The following is a 22,405-nucleotide window of genomic DNA, read 5'->3' as shown; positions in this document are numbered from 1 at the left end:
GAGCATCAAAAAGGACTTAGCGTGGAAGAAATTAAGGGAATAATCGACTTTATGATAGAGGTCGAGAAGCTTAAATCGATAGAACGACAAACTAAACCTGTAGGGTTAGATAGATATGAGAACTCAGCAGAACATAGCTGGCATGTTTGCCTGGGTGCTCTTTTACTCAAAGATTTTGCTAATGAACCAGTTGATATTGTTCGTGTCATGAAAATGCTACTCATCCATGACTTGGCTGAAATTGAGGCAGGTGATACGGTTATTTACTCTGCTGAAACAGAAGAAAACAAACAACTAGAAAGGTCATGCATACAGAAGTTATTTCAACTTTTACCAGAAGCAAGCCGAGAAGAGTTTTCTAATCTTTGGGACGAGTTTGAAGAAGGTGTAAGCCCCGAAGCAAGCTTTGCTAAGGCAATCGACCGAGTTCCACCTTTACTTCACAACATTCATGGTGAAGGTCATGGCTGGAAAAAACACAATATATCCAAAGAAAAAGTTTTTGCTTTTAATGGCGAACGCATTTCCAAAGGTAGTAATTTGTTGTGGCGAGAAGTCGAGTCTAGGCTCAATGACGCAGTTCAATCGGGTGTACTGAAATAGGCGTATAACAAACGCCTCAAGAGGGACTGTCAACGCGTGGCGTTTCCAGTCCCATTGAGCCGCGGTGGTTTCGGCTGTTGTGTTTGAGTTTTGTGGTAATGCGTTGCCAGCCCCTTAGGCGGGCGTTAGGCAAGGTGAGTTTTTATCAGCTAAATCGAGTTGAAATTGAGCAGTAAATTCCATGTTTTGTGGCTTAACTTAAGCAATAAATAATCATCACATATTTGCTGTTTCTTGATCGCGTTGGGTTGTTTATCACTGTGAATTCATCGGCAAAATAACCTTCAGCATCCAAACGTCCGCCGAGTATGCTACGCTCGTCACTTTTCTTCCAAATCGCTCAATTTGAGTTTTTTTGGTTTCTTTGCTGATTTAGGGTTTTGGTTTATAAATTAATGGGTTAGTTTGTTTTAAGTTTACAAAAAAGCTCGTTCTTTGGTTGTAAAAGTGTCGGTGTCAATTGGTTGGCCTAACAAACGGCTCAAGAGGGATTGTCAACGCGTGGCGGCTTTAGTACAAAATTGAAGCTCAGTGTTTACAGTGTGTTTTTTGAGTTCGGTTATGCGTTGTCAACCCCTTAGCCGGGCGTTAACTGTATCGAGGAGTAAGATGGTAATTTCACAAAATGTAATTTGCGCTATATGTGCTAGCGAGTATTTCGTTCGAATAGGAGTCGGTTATGACTCATATCAAAAACATAGCTTTGACTGCTTAGAGTGCTTGCAACCAATTGGAGTGGCTGTCAGAGCCAAGGCACCAAATGCACATATAGAAGTCGTCGAAAATTGTACATTTGTAGACATCGACGATTCTAAAACTGTGATTAACCTACACCCAAACTGCTGTTTTCCTGTCGATAAATATCATGAACGTATGAGTTTCCCTTCGCTTCAGGCGGTAAACTTAATTGCTCGTCATGTTCGTGCTGTTCCGGGAAAATTTCAAGATATTGCAACTCAGTTTGACATTCCGAATGCAGCTAATCTTTGGAATAAAGTTAAAGCGATTGTAAATCTTTCTGAGAGCGAGGGGAAAGAAAAGCATATTGACAAACTAATCGTGGGTTACAATAAAGAGCGGAAAAAACACAAGTTTGGTGGCTGTGAATGTAAAAGTGCCAATGATGTTCTAAACGAATTTTTCGACTCTCTTTATTACCCAAGAGTAAATGATATTTCAAAACCTATTTTGGGCATAATTGATAGTCTATTTGAACAAGGTAAGTTAGATGATTTTTATAAGTACTACAGTGATAACCTTAAGAAAGAAAATCAAAACCGTTACATTTCTACCCTAACTAGTTTCTTTCGATATCGGGACATTTTAGGGCAACTTGTTGATAGAGCTAGAATTTGGAACGAAGACGTTGACGATATGATGGTTGGTTCAAAGAACTTTGATGAAATTAAGCTTTATTATGGTGAAGTGTATGAGGCTCTAACCAGTAACTTTACTGTGTTTGCGTGCCTTAATAATTTACATGCTGATCGGCAGTTTGATGAATTCAAGCAAATGACTTTAGCCAAGTATATAAAAGATGTCGAAAAGGCTAAGCGAGATAACCCTTTTAAAGATACAGCGGAGTTTGCAGCTTTTTCTGAACAGCTAGATTCTAGCCTCAGAAATGGTTCTCATCATGCCTCAATTTGGCGAGATGGAGAGGTAGTAATGTTTAAAAGTGGTGGTACTGGAGCTGAGCGAAATATCTCATATTCTAGATACTTGCATATGTGTAACGTTGTGACAATCTCTTTGGTAGCTCTATATATGATCGAACTGCACATGGTCGAAAAATACAGTTAACAAACGCTTTAAGACGGATTCGCAACGCGTGGCGGTTTTGGTTTGATTTGGCTTTTGCGTTTACGGTGTAATAATTAAGTGTCGTGGTAGCGTTTCTCACCACTTAAGCGGGCGTTATATGCTTTCAACTATAAATCAGTAAATAGGCTAGGAAAAATTATGAGTAAAGGATTATTGCTAATCGATATACAGAACGACTACTTCTTAGGTGGTGCTATGGAATTGGAGGGTATGGAAGATGCAGCTCGCAATTGTGCTCGACTGCTTTCTTACTTTCGAGAGCAAGAGTTACCAGTTTTTCATATTCAGCACATAGCAACGCGTGAAGGTGCAACCTTCTTCATACCAAATACCTTTGGTTGCAAAATACACGAACTAGTTGAGCCGATGGAGAGTGAGCCAGTGATTGTTAAAAATTATCCTAGTTCATTTAGAGAAACTAATTTAAATGAACTTCTTAACTCACAAGGGGTTGATGAGCTTGTAATCTGCGGTGCAATGACACATATGTGTATTGATACAACGACAAGAGCAGCATTTGATTTGGGTTATAAATGCACAGTCATATCAGATGGTTGTGCAACGAAGAGCTTAGAGTTTGACGGTAAGCAAGTCTTGGCTTCTGACGTCCAGGCTGCTTATATGGCGGCGCTTAGTGTTCCGTTTGCTCAAGTGGTTTCAACAAATGCTTTGGTTGCTTCATTGTAGCACGCATATAACAAACAATTTAAGAGGGATTCCCAACGCTTGGCATTTTTGGTTCTACTTCAAATTTAGTGTTTATGGCACAATGCTTTAAGTTGGGTGGTAGCGTTGCTCACCCCTTAATTGGGCGTTAGGCAAAGTGAGTTTTTATCAGCTAAATCGGGTTTGAATTGAACGGCGAATTCCATGTTCTCATGGCTGGACTTAAGCAATAAATCGTCATCACATATTTGTTGTTTCTTGATCGTGTTGGGTTGCTTTTCGTTGTGAATTTAGCGGCAAAATAACCTTCAGCATCCAAACGTCCGCCGAGCATGCTACGCTCGTCACTTTTCTTCCAAATCGCTCAATTTGAGTTTTTTTGTTTCTTTTCTGATTTGGCATTTTGGTTTATAAATGAATGGGTTAGTTTGTTTTAAGTTTACAAAAAAGCTCGTTCTTTGGTTTTGAAAGTCTCGGTGTCAATTGGTTGGCCTAACAAACGGCTCAAGAGGGATTGTCAACGCGTGGCGGCTTTAGTACAAAATTGAAGTTCAGTGTTTACGGTGTGTTTTTTGAGTTCAGCTATGCGTTGTCAACCCCTTAGCCGGGCGTTATGCTACCAGTCGAAATCTTCAATAAGGAATACTATGAAACAGAACATTGTCCATATTGCTTTAGTTGTAAAAGATTATGATGAAGCCATTGATTTTTATGTAAACAAACTCAAATTTGAACTTATTGAAGATACTCATCAACCTGAACAAGACAAACGTTGGGTGGTTGTGGCTCCACCAAATTCTCATGGTGTTACGTTGTTACTTGCCAGAGCTTCGAAGCCAGAGCAGCATGATTTCATTGGGAATCAAGCAGGTGGTCGAGTATTCCTGTTCCTAAATACTGATGATTTCTGGCGTGACTTTAAGCGTATGAAATCGATTGGTATTAACTTCGTCCGCGAGCCAACAGAAGAAGACTATGGAACGGTAGCAGTGTTTGAAGACTTGTATGGAAACTTGTGGGATCTTCTTCAATTGAATCCAAGCCATCCAATGGCAAAAAGGTAGCATAACAAACGCTTCAAGAGGGACAGCCAACGCGTGGTGCTCTCAGTTCAAATTAACATTTGTGATTACGGCTGTTAATTTAAGTTCAGTGCTTTGCGTTGTCAGCCCCTTAAGCGGGCGTTAGGCAAAGTGAGTTTTTATCAGCTAAATCGGGTTTGAATTGAACGGCGAATTCCATGTTCTCATGGCTGGACTTAAGCAATAAATCGTCATCACATATTTGTTGTTTCTTGATCGTGTTGGGTTGCTTTTCGTTGTGAATTTAGCGGCAAAATAACCTTCAGCATCCAAACGTCCGCCGAGCATGCTACGCTCGTCATTTTTCTTCCAAACCGTTAAATTTGAGTTTTTTGGTTTCTTTGCTGATTTGAAATTTTGGTTTATAAATGAATCGGTTAGTTGGTTTTCAGTTTTCAAACAAGCCTTGTTCTTGAGTTTTTAAAGTATCGTTGTCAATCTATTGGCCTAACAAACGGCTCAAGAGGGATTGCCAACGCTTGGCGACTTTAGTGCAAAATTGAAGTTCAGTGTTTACAGTGTGTTTTTTGAATTCGGCGGTGCGTTGTCAACCCCTTAGCCGGGCGTTAGGCAAAGTGAGTTTTTATCAGCTAAATCGAGTTTGAATTGAACAGTAAATTCCATGTTTTCATGGCTGAATTTAAACAATAAATAATCATCACATATTTGCTGTTTCTTGATCGCGTTGGGTTGCTTTTCGTTGTGAATTTAGCGGCAAAATAACCTTCAGCATTCAAACGTCCGCCGAGCATGCTACGCTCGTCACTTTTCTTCCAAACCGCTCAATTTGAGTTTTTTGTTTCTTTGCTGATTCAGCATTTTGGTTTATAAATTAATCGGTTAGTTTGTTTCAAGTTTACAAAAAAGCTCGTTCTTTGGTTGTGAAAGTCTCGGTGTCAATTGGTTGGCCTAACAAACGGCTCAAGAGGGATTGTCAACGCGTGGCGGCTTTAGTACAAAATTGAAGTTCAGTGTTTACAGTGTGTTTTTTGAGTTCGGCTATGCGTTGTCAACCCCTTAGCCGGGCGTTATGTTTTTCGAGGATGAAATGTACTTAATAGAACTATTTTCGGCTAAGGAAGACCAAGTTAAGTTGGTTACTTTTGCATTCTCTGCATTATTGGCCGTTGGCGTATTGCTCACAAATCAGTATTTTTCTCAGCGCAGAGCGCGCCAAGAGTACTTGCTAAAGAAGATTGAAGAACTAGCTCAATTATCAATTGAATACACAGATCTATGTACCGAGATCTTAGATGATATACAGAGCCAAAGAGGTGATTATCCGACAGTAAGTCGAGAGCGCAGACGGCGGTTGATGGCTAATATTCGTCAAATGGAGTTAATCGTAGGTCTATATTTTCAAAACTCAGGTTTTGATCCGAACGATTACTACTTGTGGAACATGCAAGTGTTAGATGTTTTGGAGAAAGGTAAGGTTTGCGAAGAGGGTGAAGTGTATTGCTTATTCGAAGACGCGCGTCAACACGTAGTAAATAGTGATGCTAAGCTGGCTGTCATTTGCTCTGGTTTGGTAAAGAGGTTCGGACACAAAACATAACAAACGGCTCAAGAGGGATTGCCAACGCGTGGCGACTTTAGTGCAAAATTGAAATTCAGTGTTTACAGTGTGTTTTTTAAGTTCGGCGGTGCGTTGTCAACCCCTTAGCCGGGCGTTATGTGAATGGGAGATTCCAATGGACAAGGTAGTCAAAGATCGCTTCGATGAATATCCGGAAAATGTTCGTATTAGGCTAGAGGAACTGCGAAATCTAGTCTTTCAAATCGTATCTGAATTGGATCTGGGTGATGTTGATGAATCTCTAAAATGGGGTGAGCCAAGCTACAGCGTAAAAACAGGCAGTCCACTAAGAATGGATTGGAAGCTGAAGTCTCCTAATAATTATTACCTGTTTTTTAATTGCCAAACTAAGCTAGTCGATACATTTCGGGAATTGTATTGTGAAGAGCTGGAGTTTCAGGGAAACAGAGCAATAGTGCTGTCCTTATCGAAACCGTTGCCAGAAACAGCAATCAAATCCTGTTTAGAGTTAGCTTTAACCTATCAGCAGCGCAAAAACTTTCCTCTTTTGGGTGCTTGAAAAAATTCACATAACAAACGGCTCAAGAGGGATTGCCAACGCGTGGCGGCTTTAGTACAAAATTAAAGTTCAGTGTTTACGGTGTGTTTTTTAAGTTCGGCGGTGCGTTGTCAACCCCTTAGCCGAGCGTTAGGTACTTATCAAAATTATGAGTTTTAAACGAGTTCGGTGGGAACAAGGAAGCGTGTATGGAATTCCATTGGAAGACGGAAGTTTTGGTATTTGCCAAGCGATAGATTTAATGATGCCTAATGTCGTATATATCGCAGTTTTTTCTTATCAATTTAAAGAGCTACCTGAGACTATTCCAACATTAAAACGAAGCGATATTTTGTCTCTTGGCGCAACATGGAAACAAGACTTAAATAACGGAACATGGGCGTCAATAGCTAAGTGTGAACCTATCGTAAGGAAAGCAGATTTCCCGAATGAAGCATTTGCAGAAGATGACTATATTGGTGCCGTGACATCTGACTCAGGCTTATATTCGGAGTTCTTAGCTGCATGTTTTGGCTTAATTCCATGGAATACTATGTTCAAACCTAATTACTGGGATGAATATTTAAACTCAGGGAAATCACGCCCGAGTTCAGTTAAAGTATTGAGTGAAGATGCACGCAATAAATATCGTAGTGAAGTTATGGGCGTAAAAAGTACCTAACAAGCTAATTAATAAGGACAAAAAACAGTTGGCTGTTTTCGTTCCTCAACATTTTAGCCAACAATTTTTTGCCCATTATTAGGGCGTTAGGCAAATAGGAGTAAATATGGACATTGCTGTACTAACTTTTGACGGATTTAATGAACTGGATTCATTTATAGCAGCGGGTATTTTGAACCGCATGAAAGACGCTGGTTGGAATGTACAAATAACGAGTCCATCTCAATACGTCACTTCAATGAACGGAGTTACAATCCAATCCCAACAACCTCTTGAGTTTGCTAATAGTGCCAACGTCGTATTATTTGGCAGCGGTGTGCTAACACGTGATGTCGCTCAAGACAGAGATATACTTTCGAGGCTAAAGCTAAACCCTGATACTCAGTTAATTGGTGGACAATGTTCAGGTACGTTGCTCATGTCAGTACTTGGTTTACTGCATCAAATACCAGCTTGTACCGATTTAACAACGAAACCTTGGGTTGTAGAATCAGGAGTTACTGTTTTAGAGCAACCCTTTTATGCTAAAGGTAATCTTGCGACAGCGGGTGGTTGTTTGTCATCAAAGTACTTGGCTGCGTGGGTAATTAGCAAGTTATCAGGTAGGGCGGACGCTGAATCGGCAATTCATTATGTTGCGCCAGTCGGTGAAAAAGAAAGCACAGTTCAGCACTGCATGTCAGTAGTCGGTGCATATCTATAAAATTTGCCTAACAAGGCGTTTAAGAGTGATTCCAAACGCTTGCCGGTTTCGCTTCGCTCAAGTATGGCAAGCGCTTGTCACACCTTAACGCGGCGTTATGCGTACTAATCAAAAACTCACTTTACATGTTTATTTATACAGTTGTCTTGTGTATACTCCGAATGTAATAAAAGGAGATGTACATCATGACAATAACATACGAAGCAAAAGTCCCTAGCCCGTCAGAATTTTGTGAAATGAGAGTGAAGGCAGGGCTGTCTCCAAAGTCGTTAAAAGCTGCCACTATTGCTTTGCCAAATAGCTTGTACGCTATCTCGGTTCGAGATGATGATGTGCTAATTGCTATGGGGCGGGTAGTTGGAGACGGCGCATGTAACTTTGAAGTCGTGGATGTTGCAGTTGATCCGAACTATCAAGGCCAAGGGTTAGGCCGGAAGGTCATGGAGCATATAGATAACTATTTGTCGTCGGTTGCTCTTGAAGGCTCTTATGTTTCAATGATCGCAGATGAGCCAGTGTTTTACGAGAAATTAGGGTACAAGCTTGTTTCTCCATCCAGCCAAGGAATGACGAAGAAATTTAAGCCGCACGCATAACAAAGCGTTTAAGGCAGATTCGCAACGCTCGGCATTTTCGGTTTGATTTGAATTTAGTGTTTACGGCACAATATTTTAGGTGTGGTGGTCGGCGTTGCTCACCACTTAACGCGGCGTTATGCGATTCAATTGTATGGAAGCAAAATGGTAGAAATAGAGAAGATTAACGAATCAAATATTGGGGCAATTAAGCTTATACGTTTAGCTGATGAACAAGTTAAGTTTGCTGGTACAGCTGATGAATTCATATCAAGTGCAAGTGAGACAACTCATTTGCATGTCATAAAAAACAACGGTTCAGTAGTCGGTTTCTTCAAATTGGATGTTGCTTATTCTTCTAACTATAAGTTTTGTCCGTCAGATGGGCTAGGATTAAGAGCTTTTGCTATTGACACTAGTCAGCAAGGTAAAGGGTTAGGCACGAAGGCGGTCAAAGCTCTCTTTCCCTACTTAAAAGCCCACTACTCAGCATTCAATTGGATTTACCTGACAGTTAATTGCAAAAATCCAGGAGCAAAAGTGTGTTACGAAAAAGGTGGCTTTGAAAACGGTTTTGAACAGTATTTGGGTGGTCTAGCGGGTCCTCAATACATAATGTGCGCAAAAATCGCATAACAAAGCGTTTAAGAGTGATTCCAAACGCTTGCCGGTTTCGCTTCGCTCACAGTATGGCAAGCGCTTGTCACACCTTAACGCAGCGTTAGTTGCTAAAGGAGAAATATGGAAGAATTATCAGGTGGGCGAGAGTCTGCAATTTACCGTGATGGTGAAATTATTTATCGACCATTACAGTTATGGAGCCCAACAATTCATAAGCTGTTAACGCATTTACAAAGCTCAGGCTTAACAGAGTCGCCTAGATTTCTTGGCATTGAAGGGAAACAAGAAAAATTAAGTTTCGTTGTTGGTGATACTTATAATTATCCATTAGTTGGTGCTATTGCAACGTCAGAAGCTTTGAGATCAGCAGCTAAATTGCTTAGAAAAATTCATGACTCAACAGCATCGTTTGTCAGTAATAACGACATCGTAAATTTACCGTGGATGCTCGACCCACGAGAGCCATTCGAAGTTATATGTCATGGTGATTTCACGCCGTACAATGTAGCACTTTCAGGAAATTCAGTAGTTGGTGTGTTTGATTTTGACACAGCACACCCCGCTTCAAGAGTGTGGGACTTAGCTTATTCAATATATTGTTGGGCACCTTTTAAAACGGACAGCATTGATGGCCTTGGCACAATGGAAGAACAACTTTTAAGAGCAAGGTTATTCTGCGATAGCTACGATGCTACATATAGTCAAAGAGAGCAGCTTGCGGATGCAATGGTTCGGCGATTAAATGCCCTTGTGAACTTTATGCGAAAAGAAGCAGATAGTGGCGACGAGCAATTTGCGACAAACATTGAGGAAGGGCATCTACAATCTTACCTTAATGACATAGATTACATCGAAACTAACAAGCACAAAATTCAGCGCGCGCTGTGCAACTAACAAACGCTTCAAGAGGGACAGCCAACGCGCGGCATTTTTACTATGCGTTGGTCATTGTGGTTACGGTGTTATGCGGAAAGTTGGTCGTGGCGTTGGCTGCCCCTTAAGCGGGCGTTAGGCAAAGTGAGTTGTTATCAGCTAAATAGCGTTGGAATTGAGCAGTAAATTCCATGTTTTGTGGCTTAACTTAAGCCATAAATAATCATCACATATTTGTCGTTTCTTGAGCGTGTTGGGTTGTTTAACGCTGTGAATTCATCGGTAAAATAACCTTCAGCATCCAAACGTCCGCCGAGAATGCTACGCTCGTCATTTTTCTTCCAAATCGCTCAGTTTGAATTTTTTGTTTCTTTGCTGATTTAGCATTTTGGTTTATAAATGAATCGGTTAGTTTGTTTTAAGTTTACAAAAAAAGCTCGTTCTTTAGTTTTAAAAGTGTCGGCGTCAATCAGTTGGCCTAACAAACGGCTTAAGAGGGATTGCCAACGCGTCGCTGCTTTAGTTCAAAATTGAAGTTCAGTGTTTACAGTGTGTTTTTTGGGTTTGGCAGTGCGTTGTCAACCCCTTAGCCGGGCGTTATGCAACTCAGGTAAATTTAGAGGTTCAATCTTTTTAGATTTCTCCGGCCATTCGTTTTGTGCCGTCGGCAAATCAGCTTTTTTACCCTCAAATTCGTGGTTCACTCAAGCCGTAAAACAGGTAAGGTTCTTTGTTTGTCTCAATGAGTTTTTGTGTTGGTTTGTTGCCAATTCAGCGTGCGCAAAGTGTGGAAAGGGCAAGTTTATCGAGCATTTTGTACTTGCTGAAAGTCTTGCTTGTTGAGTTTGTCTCATTCAAAAGCTTGGTTTGTTGTTGAACGGTGGACTTTGTTTTGGCGGCTTATTTATCACGGCTCCTGCTTGGGTTGATTCTTGAATCACTCAACCATTGCAATCGTGGCTTTTGATCGAGTAAAGTCAGTTTATCTTATTGAATTTGCATAACAAACGGCTCAAGAGGGATTGCCAACGCGTGGCGACTTTAGTGCAAAATTGCAGTCCAGTGTTTAAGTGTGTTTTTTAAGTTCGGCGGTGCGTTGTCAACCCCTTAGCCGGGCGTTAGGCAAAGTGAGTTTTTATCTGCTAGATTGGGTTTGAATTGAACGGTGGATTCCATGTTCTCATGGCTGGACTTAAGCAATAAATCGTCATCACATATTTGTTGTTTTTTGATCGCGTTGGGTTGTTTATCGTTGTGAATTTAGCGGCAAAATAACCTTCAGCATCCAAACGTCCGCCGAGCATGCTACGCTCGTCACTTTTCTTCCAAATCGCTCAATTTGAGCTTTTTGGTTTCTTTGCTGATTTGAGATTTTGCTTTATAAATAAATCACTTAGTTGGTTTTCAGTTTTCAAACAAACCTTGTTCTTTGGTTTTGAAAGTATCATTGTCAATCGGTTGGCCTAACAAACGGCTCAAGAGGGATTGCCAACGCTTGGCGACTTTAGTGCAAAATTGAAGTTCAGTGTTTACAGTGTGTTTTTTGAGTTCGGCTATGCGTTGTCAACCCCTTAGCCGGGCGTTAGGCAAAGTGAGTTTTTATCAGCTAAAACGAGTTTGAATTGAACGGTAAATTCCATGTTCTCGGACTGAACTTAAGCAATAAATCGTCATCACATATTTGTTGTTTATTGATCGCGTTGGGTTGTTTATCGTTGTGAATTTAGCGGCAAAATAACCTTCAGCATCCAAACGTCCGCCGAGCATGCTACGCTCGTCACTTTTCTTCCAAATCGCTTAATTTGAATTTTTTGTTTCTTTGCTGATTTAGGGTTTTGGTTTATAAATGAATGGGTTAGTTTGTTTTAAGTTTACAAAAAAGCTCGTTCTTTGGTTTTGAAAGTATCGTTGTCAATCGGTTGGCCTAACAAACGGCTCAAGAGGGATTGCCAACGCGTGGCGGCTTTAGTACAAAACTAAAGTTCAGTGTTTACGGTGTGTTTTTTTAGTTCGGCTATGCGTTGTCAACCCCTTAGCCGGGCGTTAGGTTTAAGGTTATACATGGAAATCAAAGAGTTTAGTGTTTGTAATCTGGAATCATTAAGGAAGATCTATCTTCACTCTAGAAGAGATGGTTTTACATGGCTCAAGACGGACAGCTTTCGATTAGAAGACTTTGATCGTGATACTCAAGGTGAACGAATTTGGCTAGTTGAGGCTTTAGGTAAAGTTGCAGGTTTCATCTCGATTTGGGAACCTGACAAATTTGTTCATCATCTGTATGTTTCCAGCGAATATCAGAGTCAAGGTATTGGCTCAATATTACTTAACGGTGCGAAAGCAAAATATGGCTATTTGAGTCTTAAATGTATGGTTCAAAATCAAAAGGCACTTGAGTTCTATTTGTCACAAGGTTTTGCAATTGTGTCGCAAGTAGATGATGAATTTGGTGGTTATTATCACATGAGCTTCAGCTCAAAAACCTAACAAACGGCTCAAGAGGGATTGCCAACGCATGGCGGCTTTAGTTCAAAATTGAAGTTCAGTGTTTACGGTGTGTTTTTTAAGTTCGGCGGTGCGTTGTCAACCCCTTAGCCGGGCGTTAGCTGAGGTTAAGAAAAACCATAAAATTAAGCGTTTATTTTTCTTAGTCTGAGGCTCTAGCTTTACACCTGAACGTCAGCACTTTTCCGCGTATCTCGCCAGTGGCACTGTTCGTGAAGCGGTTGAACTAACCGAAGTCTGTTTACGGGAAGTGGTGTGTTTGTTTATTTCTTTGGTGTGGCTTCTTTGGTTTTGAAGCTTTTTCGCGCTTAAATGGATTTCGCGCACTTGGCCGTTGGCTTCTTCGAAAGAATCCTTTGTAAATTTAAGTTCTAAAAGCTCGTCAAGTTTTCCTGTTATTTCTTCTTTGCCAAGTGCGTTTCGTGGATTAGGTATTAGTTTCTCAGTTGTCCGTTTTACTTTGTCGCTTGAAAGCAATAATGTGTTTTAAATTAGGCCGTTGGGTAGTCAATCTCCGGCTAAAGTGCAGCAGCTAACAAACGGCTCAAGAGGGATTGCCAACGCATGGCGACTTTAGTGCCAAATTGAAGTTCAGTGTTTACAGTGTGTTTTTTAAGTTCGGCAGTGCGTTGTCAACCCCTTAGCCGGGCGTTATGTGAATGGGAGATTTCAATGGACAAGATAGTCAAAGATCGCTTCGATGAATATCCGGAAAATGTTCGTATTAGATTAGAGGAACTGCGAAATCTAGTCTTTCAAATCGTATCTGAATTGGATCTGGGTGATGTCGATGAATCTCTAAAATGGGGTGAGCCAAGCTACAGCGTAAAAACAGGCAGTCCACTAAGAATGGATTGGAAGCTGAAGTCTCCTAATAATTATTACCTGTTTTTTAATTGCCAAACTAAGCTAGTCGATACATTTCGGGAATTGTATTGTGAAGAACTGGAGTTTCAGGGAAACAGAGCAATAGTGCTGTCCTTATCGAAACCGTTGCCAGAAGCAGCAATCAAATCCTGTTTAGAGCTAGCTTTAACCTATCAGCAGCGTAAAAACTTTCCTCTTTTGGGTGCTTGAAAAAATTCACATAACAAACGGCTCAAGAGGGATTGCCAACGCGTGGCGGCTTTAGTGCAAAATTTAAGTTCAGTGTTTACAGTGTGTTTTTTGAGTTCGGTGGTGCGTTGTCAACCCCTTAGCCGGGCGTTATGCAACTCAGGTAAAATTAGGGGTTCAATCTTGTGGGATTTCTCCGGCCATTCGTTTTGTGTTGTCGGCAAATGAGTATTTTTACCCTAAAATTCGTGGTTTACTCAAGCCGTAAAACAGGCAAGGTTCTTTGTTTGCCTCAATGAGTTTTGGTGCTTGTTTGTTGTGAATTTAGCGGGCGCAAAGTGTGGAAAGGGCAAGTTAATCGAGCATTTCGCATTTTCTGAAAGTCTTGCTTGTTGAGTTTTCCTGGTTCAAAAGCTTGGTTTGTTGTTGAAGGGTGGACTTTGTTTTGGCGGCTAATTTATCACGGCTCCTACTTGGGTTGTTTCTTGAATCACTCAACCATTGCAATCGTGGCTTTTGATCGAGTAAAGTCAGTTTATCTTATTGAATTTGCATAACAAACGGCTCAAGAGGGATTGCCAACGCGTGGCGGCTTTAGTGCAAAATTGAAGTTTAGTGTTTACAGTGGTTTTTTGAGTTCGGCGGTGCGTTGTCAACCCCTTAGCCGGGCGTTAAATTACAAGGATAGTTCAGTGGAAATAAAGGAAATTAATTCAACCTCTAGCGTCTCAGTTCAGTTAAATTCATTGCTTATAGATTGTGTTGAGAGTGGTGCTTCAGTCGGTTTTTTAACTCCGATCGACAGAGAAGAAATCAAGTCATACTGGAGTGAGGTAGAATCGGATTTAAAGTCAGGAAAGCGTCGTTTATTTATTGCTCAAGATGAAAATGCCATCATCGGTGCAGTTCAACTTTCTCTATGCTCTAAAGCAAATGGTTTACATCGAGGGGAAGTTGAAAAATTGATGGTTAAAACAAGTGCTCGTGGCCAAGGTGTCAGTAAGAAATTAATGTCACTGATGGAAAAAACGGCATTAGAGCTTAGTTTGCAGTTACTCGTTTTGGATACTCGCTTAGGTGATGTGGCTTCTTTACTATATCGTTCGATTGGCTACATCGAAGCTGGTCAAATTCCAGAGTTTGCGCGTAGTTCTAGCGGAAAGTTAGAAGCAACAGTTTACTTCTACAAGCAATTGTAATTTAACAAACGGCTCAAGAGGGATTGCCAACGCGTGGCGGTTTTAGTGCAAAATTGAAGTTCAGTGTTTACAGTGTGTTTTTTGAGTTCGGTGGTGCGTTGTCAACCCCTTAGCCGGGCGTTAGCCAAAAAAATGGGCATCCATGCCACACATTTTAAGCTACCTCTAGCCAAAATTTCTCAAGTTCCTTGATCTCGTTATTTATTCTGTCATAGATTTTTTCGTAGTTACCATTGAAGAAGTACTCTTTGCCAGAAGTTAAATCTAGGACTGAATATTCAAAACCACTGTCATTAATTGACTCCTCCATCAAAGCACAGATGATATTTGCTCTTTCCTGAGTCATTTTGTCACTACTACTGAAATGGAGCTTAACTAGGCGTGGTTGACCGTTTAACACAACATGGAGTTCAGGGTTACAAGTGATGCTCGTTTGTGAAAAGTTGTAGTGTTCTCTTGGTGGATCAAAAGCCTTAATATTTTTACCAGATTGCCAATCTTTAAAAGTATTGACGATCATTTCATATTTTTGCTTTTTAGTTCCCTCTTGACGGTTGCATATTGTGTAAAGGTGAGAAATATGTCGCTTTGCAATGAAAAGACGTTTAATCGAGTTTCGTAATGGACCATAGTAGTCACGAAATGCAGCATAAGGCTCGCGGTTAGCGATGTTTTTTACCCTTGTCTGCTTTGGCCTTCCCGAAGTTACAACGATTAAAGAAAACTCAGACACACTTAATGTAGGCATTCAAAATCCTCAAGTTATTGGCTCGATGTCACATTATCACTTATGGTATGTGTTGCAATGTAACATTATTAAGTTTGTGGTTATTTCATTGGGTTTCATCTGGAAATGTGACTTAACCATATGTAGTGCGTTGTTTTGATTGCAAGCACTATATGTGGTGTTTTCTGGCTAATAAACTGCTCAAGAGGGATTCGCAACGCGTGGCATTTTTATTATGCGTTGAATTTAGTGATTAAGGTGGTGTGCGGCGGCTTCGGTATTGCGTTGCTCACCCCTTAGCAGGGCGTTATATTCCACAAGCTGATCGGTGAACTTTTTAAGGACAAAGGATGAAATATATTGAAATCCCCAAGTATCTTCATGAGGTCTTTGGTGAAAAGCAATCTTTAATTGAAATTACTTGTACGGCAATATTTGCCTTATTTGGTAGTTTTCTAATTTATTCCCAGCTTTATCGTCCTATAGCCCATGAAAATGGTTGGTTGACAGTGTTAGGTTTCATTCTAATTGGTGATGTGCTGGCTGGGTGCATTGCAAATTTTAGCCGAGGCACAAATAAGTTCTACGCAGAAAGGAGCAAGGGACGCTTTCTTTTTATTGCTATACATATTCATATCTTAGCAATAGCGTGGCTTCTTTCTGCACCCTTCGAGTATGCGTTTCTAATCTGGGCCTACACAATAATATCCGCCTTAGTGGTAAATGCTTTAAAGGACAATCGTATCCAACTGTTCATTTCTGCAAATCTAATGTGTAGTGGTTTGTTATTACTTATGTTTTTACCGTTACCCACTTGGTTCTTAATCACCAGCACGTTCTTTTTGATTAAAGTCATGTTTAGTTTCGCCGTGGATCATTATGGCAATCAGGGTTAGATATGTAGCCTATCATGGTTAAGTGAATCGAATATAACAAACGGCTCAAGAGGGATTGCCAACGCGTGGCGACTTTAGTGCAAAATTGAAGTTTAGTGTTTACAGTGTGTTTTTTGAGTTCGGTGAGGCGTTGTCAACCCCTTAGCCGGGCGTTATGTTTAATCACGTCAAATCAGTTGGTTGTATCTTTTCTTTGCTCCCTCGGCTTGTTGGTTTTGTGCTTGTCGCAAGTTGGTTTCGTTTGGCGCTGTTTTCCGGACACTTGTTCTTTGGCGCTGGAAATTCAGAGAGTTGCCTCAGTCAATTTTCGAGTAAGCGCGAGGTAGGTGCGGCTGGCTCAATCAGTATTTTGACTACAAGTTTTCGGGCTTGAATTGCCAAAATTCGAAGTCTGTTTTTCAAATCTATGAGTCATTTCAGTTTTTTAGGTTTTGGCTTTTGTTTGTGAATCAACGCTGAGTTAATCTTGGTTTTGGTAAAACGTAAGCCCTTGAAGCTTAAACATAACAAAGCGTTAAAGAGGGATTCGTGCCGCGTGGCATTTTTGGTATGCGGTGAGTTTCGGTGGTGAAAGTGGTTTGCGGAAGGTTGGTTTATGCGGCACTCACCCCTTAACGCGGCGTTAGCTGAGGTTAAGAAAAACCATAAAATTAAGCGTTTATTTTTCTTAGTCTGAGGCTCTAGCTTTACACCTGAAAGTCAGCACTTTTCCGCGTATCTCGCCAGTGGCACTGTTCGTGAAGCGGTTGAACTAACCGAAGTCTGTTTACGGGAAGTGGTGTGTTTGTTTATTTCTTTGGTGTGGCTTCTTTGGTTTTGAAGCTCTTTCGCGCTTAAGTTGATTTCGCGCACTTGGTTGTTGGCTTCTTCGAAAGAATTCTTTGTAAATTCAAGTCCTAGAAGCTCGTCAGTTTCTCGGTTATTTCTTCTTTGCCAAGTGCGTTTCGTGGATTAGGTTTTAGTTTCTCAGTTGTCCGTTTTACTTTGTCGTTTGAAAATAATAATGTGTTTTAAATTAGGCCGTTGGGTAGTCAATCTCCGGCTAAAGTGCAGCAGCTAACAAGCGGCTCAAGAGGGATTGCCAACGCGTGGCGGCTTTAGTACAAAATTGAAATTCAGTGTTTACGGTGTGTTTTTTAAGTTCGGCAGTGCGTTGTCAACCCCTTAGCCGGGCGTTATATTTATTACGAGGACATATGAACAATTACTTTGATGGAAGCTCTTTCACAATGATGGAAAGTGCAGATGAACGACTTAATGTAATCAATGGTTTTGAGCAAAATATTTGCTCTTCAGCTATCAACGAAACATACAATCAATATCCGAAATGGTGGGATAAAACTAGACAAGTATTTAATTCCTGCTCTAGTATTTCTCGCAGTAACGGTCAAATTACTCTTGTTATGTTGTCTAGAGACAATGCAGACTTTAAGCAATACCACCATCTATTCCTTTCAAACCCGACATCGATGAAAAGCTTTGGTATTTGGGCTATGTATCAATCTTTGCAAAACGCTGAATTAAAGCTAATTGAGCAATGTAAAACACCTAGAACTGAGACTTCGTTGACAGGTAAGCTAACAGCTAATATTGACCATTGTGCATCTAAGGTTCAGGAACAGTACGAAGAACACTTATATCTTGATGGAACACACATCAATTTGAGTGAGGTTGAGCTGCAAGTTCAAAATCGAGAAAAAGTCACTGGTGCAGATTTTGCGTTACTACTTGAATGGAAAGATGATAATGATGACCTAATAATATGCCCAATTTACTTTCAGGCTAAAAGAGTGACTACGGTGGAAGGTGATATATCACAGTATAATGAAAATACTGGTTATCAATTTCGTGTCTTACAAGCTAAAAATTTAAATTCAGTTTATATTTTTTATAATTGCAATACTCAAAAAACAAATTCTAACCCGAGAATTCCAGCTGTTAAAAATGTCAAAGATATCGCAGTGTATGGTGAGCCTAAGAAAACAAGTGCTGTAGACGATGTATTATCCTTATCGACTTTCCTTTTAGATGTGATGGTAAATACAACTAATTATATAACTTTCAAGGATCGGGTTTCAGCACTTCGAGCAATCCTTAGCAACATTCAAGAAGATGAGTTAGCTAGTGTATTCTCTTTATCGATTGATGAAGATGCGAAGTTAAAGTATCAGGAAGCATATGACCAATACCTTATCTATAAACAGAAATTAGAAGAAGACAGAAAAAATGATTCTGGTACTTCATTTAGGCCAAAAATATAACAAAGCGTTTAAGACAGATTCCCAACGCATGGCATTTTTCATTCCATCGTTGGGTTTTGTGTTTAAGGTGGTATGGTTAGGTTTCGTGGTTAGCGTTGCTCACTACTTAACGCGGCGTTAGCTGAATGGTGGTAAATATCAGCATGATCGAAATTAGAAAGTATCAAGAATCAGATGCACTTGATTTATGGGCTATTTTTTATCATACGGTTCGTAATGTGAACTTACGTGATTATTCGCAAGACCAAGTTGAAGCATGGGCTCCAGATGGTTTTTCTTCTGAGATTTGGCAACAAAAAATGAACTCGCTATCACCTTTTGTTGCTGAAATTGATGGAAAAATTGTTGGTTATAGTGATCTTCAAGAAAATGGATTAATTGATCATTTCTTTTGTCACCATGAACATCAAGGTCAAGGAGTCGGACGACAGTTAATGGAACATGTACTCAGAATGGGTGAATTACAAGGAATTACTAAGTTTTATTCTGAGGTGAGTATTACAGCTCGTCCGTTTTACGAGAGATTTGGTTTCAAGGTGATACAAGAACAAACCATAGAAGTTCGCGGTAAAAAGCTGCGCAACTTTGTTATGGAGAAATTCAGCTAACAAACGCTTCAAGAGGGACAGCCAACGCGTGGCATTTTTACTATGCGTTGGTTTGTGTGGTTACGGTGCTATGCGGTAAGTTGGTAGTAGCGTTGTCTGCCCCTTAAGCGGGCGTTAGGCAAAGTGAGTTTTTATCAGCTAAATCGAGTTTGAATTGAACAGTAAATTCCATGTTTTCATGGCTGAATTTAAACAATAAATAATCATCACATATTTGTTGTTTCTTGATCGCGTTGGGTTGTTTATCGTTGTGAGTTTAGCGGCAAAATAACCTTCAGCATCCAAACGTCCGCCGAGCATGCTACGCTCGTCACTTTTCTTCCAAATCGCTTAATTTGAGTTTTTTTGGTTTCTTTGCTGATTCAGAATTTTGGTTTATAAATGAATCGGTTAGTTAGTTTTAAGTTTGCAAAAAAGCCTGTTCTTTGTTTTTGAAAGTATCATTGTCAATCGGTTGGCCTAACAAACGGCTCAAGAGGGATTGCCAACGCGTGGCGACTTTAGTGCAAAATTGAAGTTCAGTGTTTACAGCGTGTTTTTTGAATCCGGCGGTGCGTTGTCAACCCCTTAGCCGGGCGTTATGCTTAATCACGTAAAATCAGTGGTTTATGATTTTTCTTTGTTCCCCAGGCTTGTTTGTTTCGAGTTTTTCGGCAAGTCGGCTCCAGTGGGCGCTGTTTTCCGGACACTTATTCTTTGGCGCTAAAAACTCTGAGAATTGCCTCAATCAATTCTCGGGCAAGCGCGAGGTTAGGGCGGTTGGCTCAATCAGAAATCCATTTCTAGGTTTTCAAACTTCAAACCAGATTTGCCAAAATTCCGAGCCTGATTATCAAAACTATGATTCATTTCGGTTTTCTACGTTTTGGCTTTTGTGTGTAAATCAAAGTCGAGTTAATCTTGGTTCTGGTCAAACGTAACCCATTGAAGCTTAAGCATAACAAGGCGTTTAAGCGGGATTCATGCCGCGTGGCATTTCTGGTTTGCAGTGAGTTTTGGTGGTGAAAGTGGTATGCGGAAGCTTGGTTTATGCGGCATTCACCCCTTAACGCAGCGTTATGCGCTAATTGGAAAAATTGACAGGAGTTAACAATGAACCAGCATGAAAAGCTCAATTATGTGGAGTTTGCAGCGAAAGACTTAGAGTCAACGAAAGCGTTCTTTTCAAAGGTTTTTGGTTGGAGCTTTGTTGACTATGGGCCTGAATATGCAGCTTTCTCAAATGAAGGCTTAGATGGTGGTTTTTTCAAAGCTGAGCTTTCTGGCCGGACTGAAAATGGTGGCGCACTGTTAATTTTCTATAGTTCAGACATTGAAGCTACTTTAGAAAAAGTCGTGAAAAATGGCGGTCATATCATCCGTCCTATCTTTGAGTTTCCTGGTGGTTGTCGTTTTCATTTTGCAGAGCCAAGTGGTAATGAATTTGCTGTTTGGTCTGAAGCACGCGCATAACAAACGCCTCAAGAGGGACTGTCAACGCGTGGCGTTTCCAGTCCCAATGAGCCGCGGTGGTTGCAGTTGTTGTGTTTGAGTTTAGTGGTAATGCGTTGCCAGCCCCTTAGGCGGGCGTTATACAAAAAGGAGAAATAGGCGTAGATGTTTGAAATAATTATCATCGTAGCGTTTGGCTACATTGTATGGAAACTTAAAGGAAATAATACGCCGAAGCCAGCTTCATGGGATTCGCCAAATCAAACTGCGAGCAAGCGTAAAGCTAAATTTGAATTAACTGACGTACCTATTCCATCTAATGTAAAAATTGAGCATAAAAAGCAAAGCCATTTAGCAACTGAAAATGAGCGGAAACTCTATTTTGCATTACAAAAAGCTCTTCCTTCGGAGTATGTAATTCATAGCCAAGTATCACTAATGGCTTTGGTTAAACCTGTTGATTTTAAGCATAATTCTCGAACGTGGGCAAAGCGAATGGACTTTGTCATAACAGATAAGACCACAAAAATTCTAGCAGTTATCGAACTCGATGATTCTACGCATAATTGGAAAAAAAGGCAGGAACGCGATCAGTATGTAAATGAAGTCCTAGATGGACATCATCCATTGGTGCGCTTTAATACAAAGCATTTCTATGAACCGTCTGAAATCGCAAAAGTTTTGTCGCGAGAAACTGAAATTAAGTGTAATAAGTTCGAAGCTAATTTTGTATAACAAACGGCTCAAGAGGGATTGCCAACGCGTGGCGGCTTTAGTGCAAAATTTAAGTTCAGTGTTTACAGTGTGTTTTTTAAGTTCGGCAGTGCGTTGTCAACCCCTTAGCCGGGCGTTATGCAACTCAGGTAAATTTAGGGATTCAATCTTTTGGGATTTCTCTGACCATTCGTTTTGTGTTGTCGGCAAATGAGCACTTTCACCCTCAAATTCGTGGTTAACTCAAACCGTAAAACAGGCAAGGTTCTTTGTTTGCCTCAATGAGTTTTGGTGCTGGTTTGTTGCCAATTCAGCGTGCGCAAAGTGTGGAAAGAGCAAGTTATTCGAGCATTTTGCACTTGCTGAAAGTCTTGCTTGTTGAGTTTGTCTGATTCAAAAGCTTGGTTGGTTGCTGAAAGGTGGGCTTTGTTTTGGCTGCTTATTTATCAAGGTTCTTACTTGGGTTGGTTCTTGAATCACTCAACCATTGCAATCGTGGCTTTTGATCGAGTAAAGTCAGTTTATCTTATTGAATTTTCATAACAAACGGCTCAAGAGGGATTGCCAACGCTTGGCGGCTTTGGTGCAAAATTGAAGTTCAGCGTTTACAGTGTGTTTTTTGAGTTCGGCTATGCGTTGTCAACCCCTTAGCCGGGCGTTATGCAACTCAGGTAAATTTAAGGGTTCAATCTTTTGGGATTTCTCGGGCTATTCGTTTTGTGTTGTCGGCAAATGAGCGTTTTTACCCTCAAATCCTTGGTTAACTCAAACCGTAAAACAGGCAAATTTCTTTGTTTGCCTCAATTGGTTTTAGCATTGAGGTGTTGTCAGTTTAGCGGGCGCAAAGTGTGGAAAGTGCAAGTTAATCGATCATTTTGTATTTGTTGAAGGCTTTGCTCGTTGAGTTAGTTTGGTTTAAAAGCCTAGTTTGTCGCTGAAAGGCAGACTTCATTTTTGCGGCTTATTTATCACGGCTTTTGCTTGGGTTGATTCTTGAATCACTCAACTATTGCAATTGTGGTTTTTGATCGAGTAAATTCAGCTTATCTTATTGAATTTGCATAACAAACAATTCAAGTGGATTCTCAACGCATGGCAGTTTTACTATGCGTTAGGTAAAGTGTTTTACGGTGCAATGCGGCAGCTTGGCCAGTGCGTTGTTCACCACTTAATTGGGCGTTAGTTTACCAATCAAGATTGCACCCTAACTCAATACGCTAGGGTGTGATAATTATCGCAGATGGTTTTGTGGCAATTGAGATTGTCCAAGGACTGCAACGACCAAAATAAAGCTGTCTTCC

Annotated in this window: 21 protein-coding genes and 1 pseudogene; 19 read left to right on the top strand and 3 right to left on the bottom strand. The window is 40.5% G+C overall.

Annotation, left to right across the window (positions count from 1 at the left end):
* Nucleotides 1-21: 21 nt before the first annotated feature.
* The 4 genes from AACQ75_RS14880 (at nt 22) to AACQ75_RS14865 (ending at nt 4,157) form a co-directional block, all read left to right on the top strand.
* Nucleotides 22-603, top strand: a complete 582-nt coding sequence (locus AACQ75_RS14880; RefSeq protein ID WP_170888942.1) for an HD domain-containing protein — start codon at nt 22-24, stop codon at nt 601-603.
* 609 nt (nt 604-1,212) lie between these two features.
* Nucleotides 1,213-2,406: a hypothetical protein gene (locus AACQ75_RS14875; RefSeq protein WP_170888941.1), complete on the top strand. Its 1,194-nt coding sequence runs from the start codon at nt 1,213-1,215 to the stop codon at nt 2,404-2,406.
* 159 nt (nt 2,407-2,565) lie between these two features.
* The gene (locus AACQ75_RS14870) at nt 2,566-3,114 is read left to right on the top strand and encodes a cysteine hydrolase family protein (RefSeq protein ID WP_031813865.1); all 549 of its coding nucleotides are present in this window, start codon (nt 2,566-2,568) and stop codon (nt 3,112-3,114) included.
* A 626-nt stretch (nt 3,115-3,740) separates the two neighbouring features.
* Nucleotides 3,741-4,157 (top strand): VOC family protein, encoded by a 417-nt coding sequence (locus AACQ75_RS14865; RefSeq protein ID WP_017045395.1) that lies wholly within the window; start codon nt 3,741-3,743, stop codon nt 4,155-4,157.
* A 144-nt stretch (nt 4,158-4,301) separates the two neighbouring features.
* Here AACQ75_RS14865 and AACQ75_RS14860 read toward each other — a convergent pair whose 3' ends face one another.
* Entirely contained in the window at nt 4,302-4,574 is a 273-nt protein-coding gene (locus AACQ75_RS14860) for a hypothetical protein (protein WP_170888931.1), read from the bottom strand.
* Nucleotides 4,575-5,223: 649 nt separating this feature from the next.
* Between AACQ75_RS14860 and AACQ75_RS14855 the strand changes: the two genes are divergently transcribed.
* The 10 genes from AACQ75_RS14855 (at nt 5,224) to AACQ75_RS14810 (ending at nt 14,467) form a co-directional block, all read left to right on the top strand.
* Complete coding sequence (locus AACQ75_RS14855) at nt 5,224-5,733, top strand: hypothetical protein (RefSeq protein ID WP_170888940.1); 510 nt, start codon at nt 5,224-5,226, stop codon at nt 5,731-5,733.
* A gap of 136 nt (nt 5,734-5,869) precedes the next feature.
* A complete protein-coding gene (locus AACQ75_RS14850; RefSeq protein ID WP_094182979.1) occupies nt 5,870-6,274 on the top strand; it encodes a DUF1801 domain-containing protein in 405 nt (134 codons plus the stop codon).
* A gap of 199 nt (nt 6,275-6,473) precedes the next feature.
* Entirely contained in the window at nt 6,474-6,935 is a 462-nt protein-coding gene (locus AACQ75_RS14845) for a hypothetical protein (protein ID WP_170888939.1), read from the top strand.
* 106 nt (nt 6,936-7,041) lie between these two features.
* Nucleotides 7,042-7,638 carry a DJ-1/PfpI family protein gene (locus AACQ75_RS14840; protein WP_170888938.1) on the top strand — a complete coding sequence of 199 codons (597 nt, stop codon included), beginning with the start codon at nt 7,042-7,044 and terminating at the stop codon, nt 7,636-7,638.
* Nucleotides 7,639-7,823: 185 nt separating this feature from the next.
* Nucleotides 7,824-8,234, top strand: coding sequence for a GNAT family N-acetyltransferase (locus AACQ75_RS14835; RefSeq protein WP_054963648.1), 411 nt, complete (start codon nt 7,824-7,826; stop codon nt 8,232-8,234).
* Nucleotides 8,235-8,378: 144 nt separating this feature from the next.
* Nucleotides 8,379-8,849, top strand: coding sequence for a GNAT family N-acetyltransferase (locus tag AACQ75_RS14830; RefSeq protein WP_170888937.1), 471 nt, complete (start codon nt 8,379-8,381; stop codon nt 8,847-8,849).
* A 105-nt stretch (nt 8,850-8,954) separates the two neighbouring features.
* Nucleotides 8,955-9,728, top strand: a complete 774-nt coding sequence (locus AACQ75_RS14825) for a phosphotransferase (protein ID WP_170888936.1) — start codon at nt 8,955-8,957, stop codon at nt 9,726-9,728.
* A gap of 2,040 nt (nt 9,729-11,768) precedes the next feature.
* Complete coding sequence (locus AACQ75_RS14820) at nt 11,769-12,194, top strand: GNAT family N-acetyltransferase (RefSeq protein ID WP_045571622.1); 426 nt, start codon at nt 11,769-11,771, stop codon at nt 12,192-12,194.
* A 690-nt stretch (nt 12,195-12,884) separates the two neighbouring features.
* A complete protein-coding gene (locus AACQ75_RS14815; protein ID WP_047691399.1) occupies nt 12,885-13,289 on the top strand; it encodes a DUF1801 domain-containing protein in 405 nt (134 codons plus the stop codon).
* Nucleotides 13,290-13,960: 671 nt separating this feature from the next.
* On the top strand, nt 13,961-14,467 hold the full coding sequence (locus AACQ75_RS14810; protein ID WP_142567099.1) for a GNAT family N-acetyltransferase: 507 nt from the start codon (nt 13,961-13,963) through the stop codon (nt 14,465-14,467).
* 154 nt (nt 14,468-14,621) lie between these two features.
* Here AACQ75_RS14810 and AACQ75_RS14805 read toward each other — a convergent pair whose 3' ends face one another.
* A complete protein-coding gene (locus AACQ75_RS14805) occupies nt 14,622-15,215 on the bottom strand; it encodes a hypothetical protein (protein ID WP_088733239.1) in 594 nt (197 codons plus the stop codon).
* A 329-nt stretch (nt 15,216-15,544) separates the two neighbouring features.
* Between AACQ75_RS14805 and AACQ75_RS14800 the strand changes: the two genes are divergently transcribed.
* From AACQ75_RS14800 to AACQ75_RS14770, 5 genes are all read left to right on the top strand, one after another.
* On the top strand, nt 15,545-16,090 hold the full coding sequence (locus tag AACQ75_RS14800; protein ID WP_170888935.1) for a hypothetical protein: 546 nt from the start codon (nt 15,545-15,547) through the stop codon (nt 16,088-16,090).
* Between the two features lie 1,196 nt (nt 16,091-17,286).
* Nucleotides 17,287-18,351, top strand: coding sequence for a hypothetical protein (locus tag AACQ75_RS14790; protein WP_170888934.1), 1,065 nt, complete (start codon nt 17,287-17,289; stop codon nt 18,349-18,351).
* Between the two features lie 143 nt (nt 18,352-18,494).
* A complete protein-coding gene (locus AACQ75_RS14785; RefSeq protein ID WP_170889025.1) occupies nt 18,495-18,959 on the top strand; it encodes a GNAT family N-acetyltransferase in 465 nt (154 codons plus the stop codon).
* A gap of 1,092 nt (nt 18,960-20,051) precedes the next feature.
* Entirely contained in the window at nt 20,052-20,411 is a 360-nt protein-coding gene (locus tag AACQ75_RS14775) for a VOC family protein (protein WP_170888933.1), read from the top strand.
* Nucleotides 20,412-20,555: 144 nt separating this feature from the next.
* On the top strand, nt 20,556-21,125 hold the full coding sequence (locus AACQ75_RS14770) for a DUF2726 domain-containing protein (RefSeq protein ID WP_170888932.1): 570 nt from the start codon (nt 20,556-20,558) through the stop codon (nt 21,123-21,125).
* A 1,210-nt stretch (nt 21,126-22,335) separates the two neighbouring features.
* Here the strand turns inward: AACQ75_RS14770 and AACQ75_RS14765 are convergent.
* Nucleotides 22,336-22,405 (bottom strand): annotated as a pseudogene (locus tag AACQ75_RS14765) (type II toxin-antitoxin system RelE/ParE family toxin); the annotation flags it as partial.

The sequence above is a fragment of the Vibrio sp. B1-2 genome (assembly GCF_963888445.1).
Taxonomy (GTDB): domain Bacteria; phylum Pseudomonadota; class Gammaproteobacteria; order Enterobacterales; family Vibrionaceae; genus Vibrio; species Vibrio anguillarum.
This window is presented reverse-complemented; position numbering and strand designations above follow the sequence as displayed.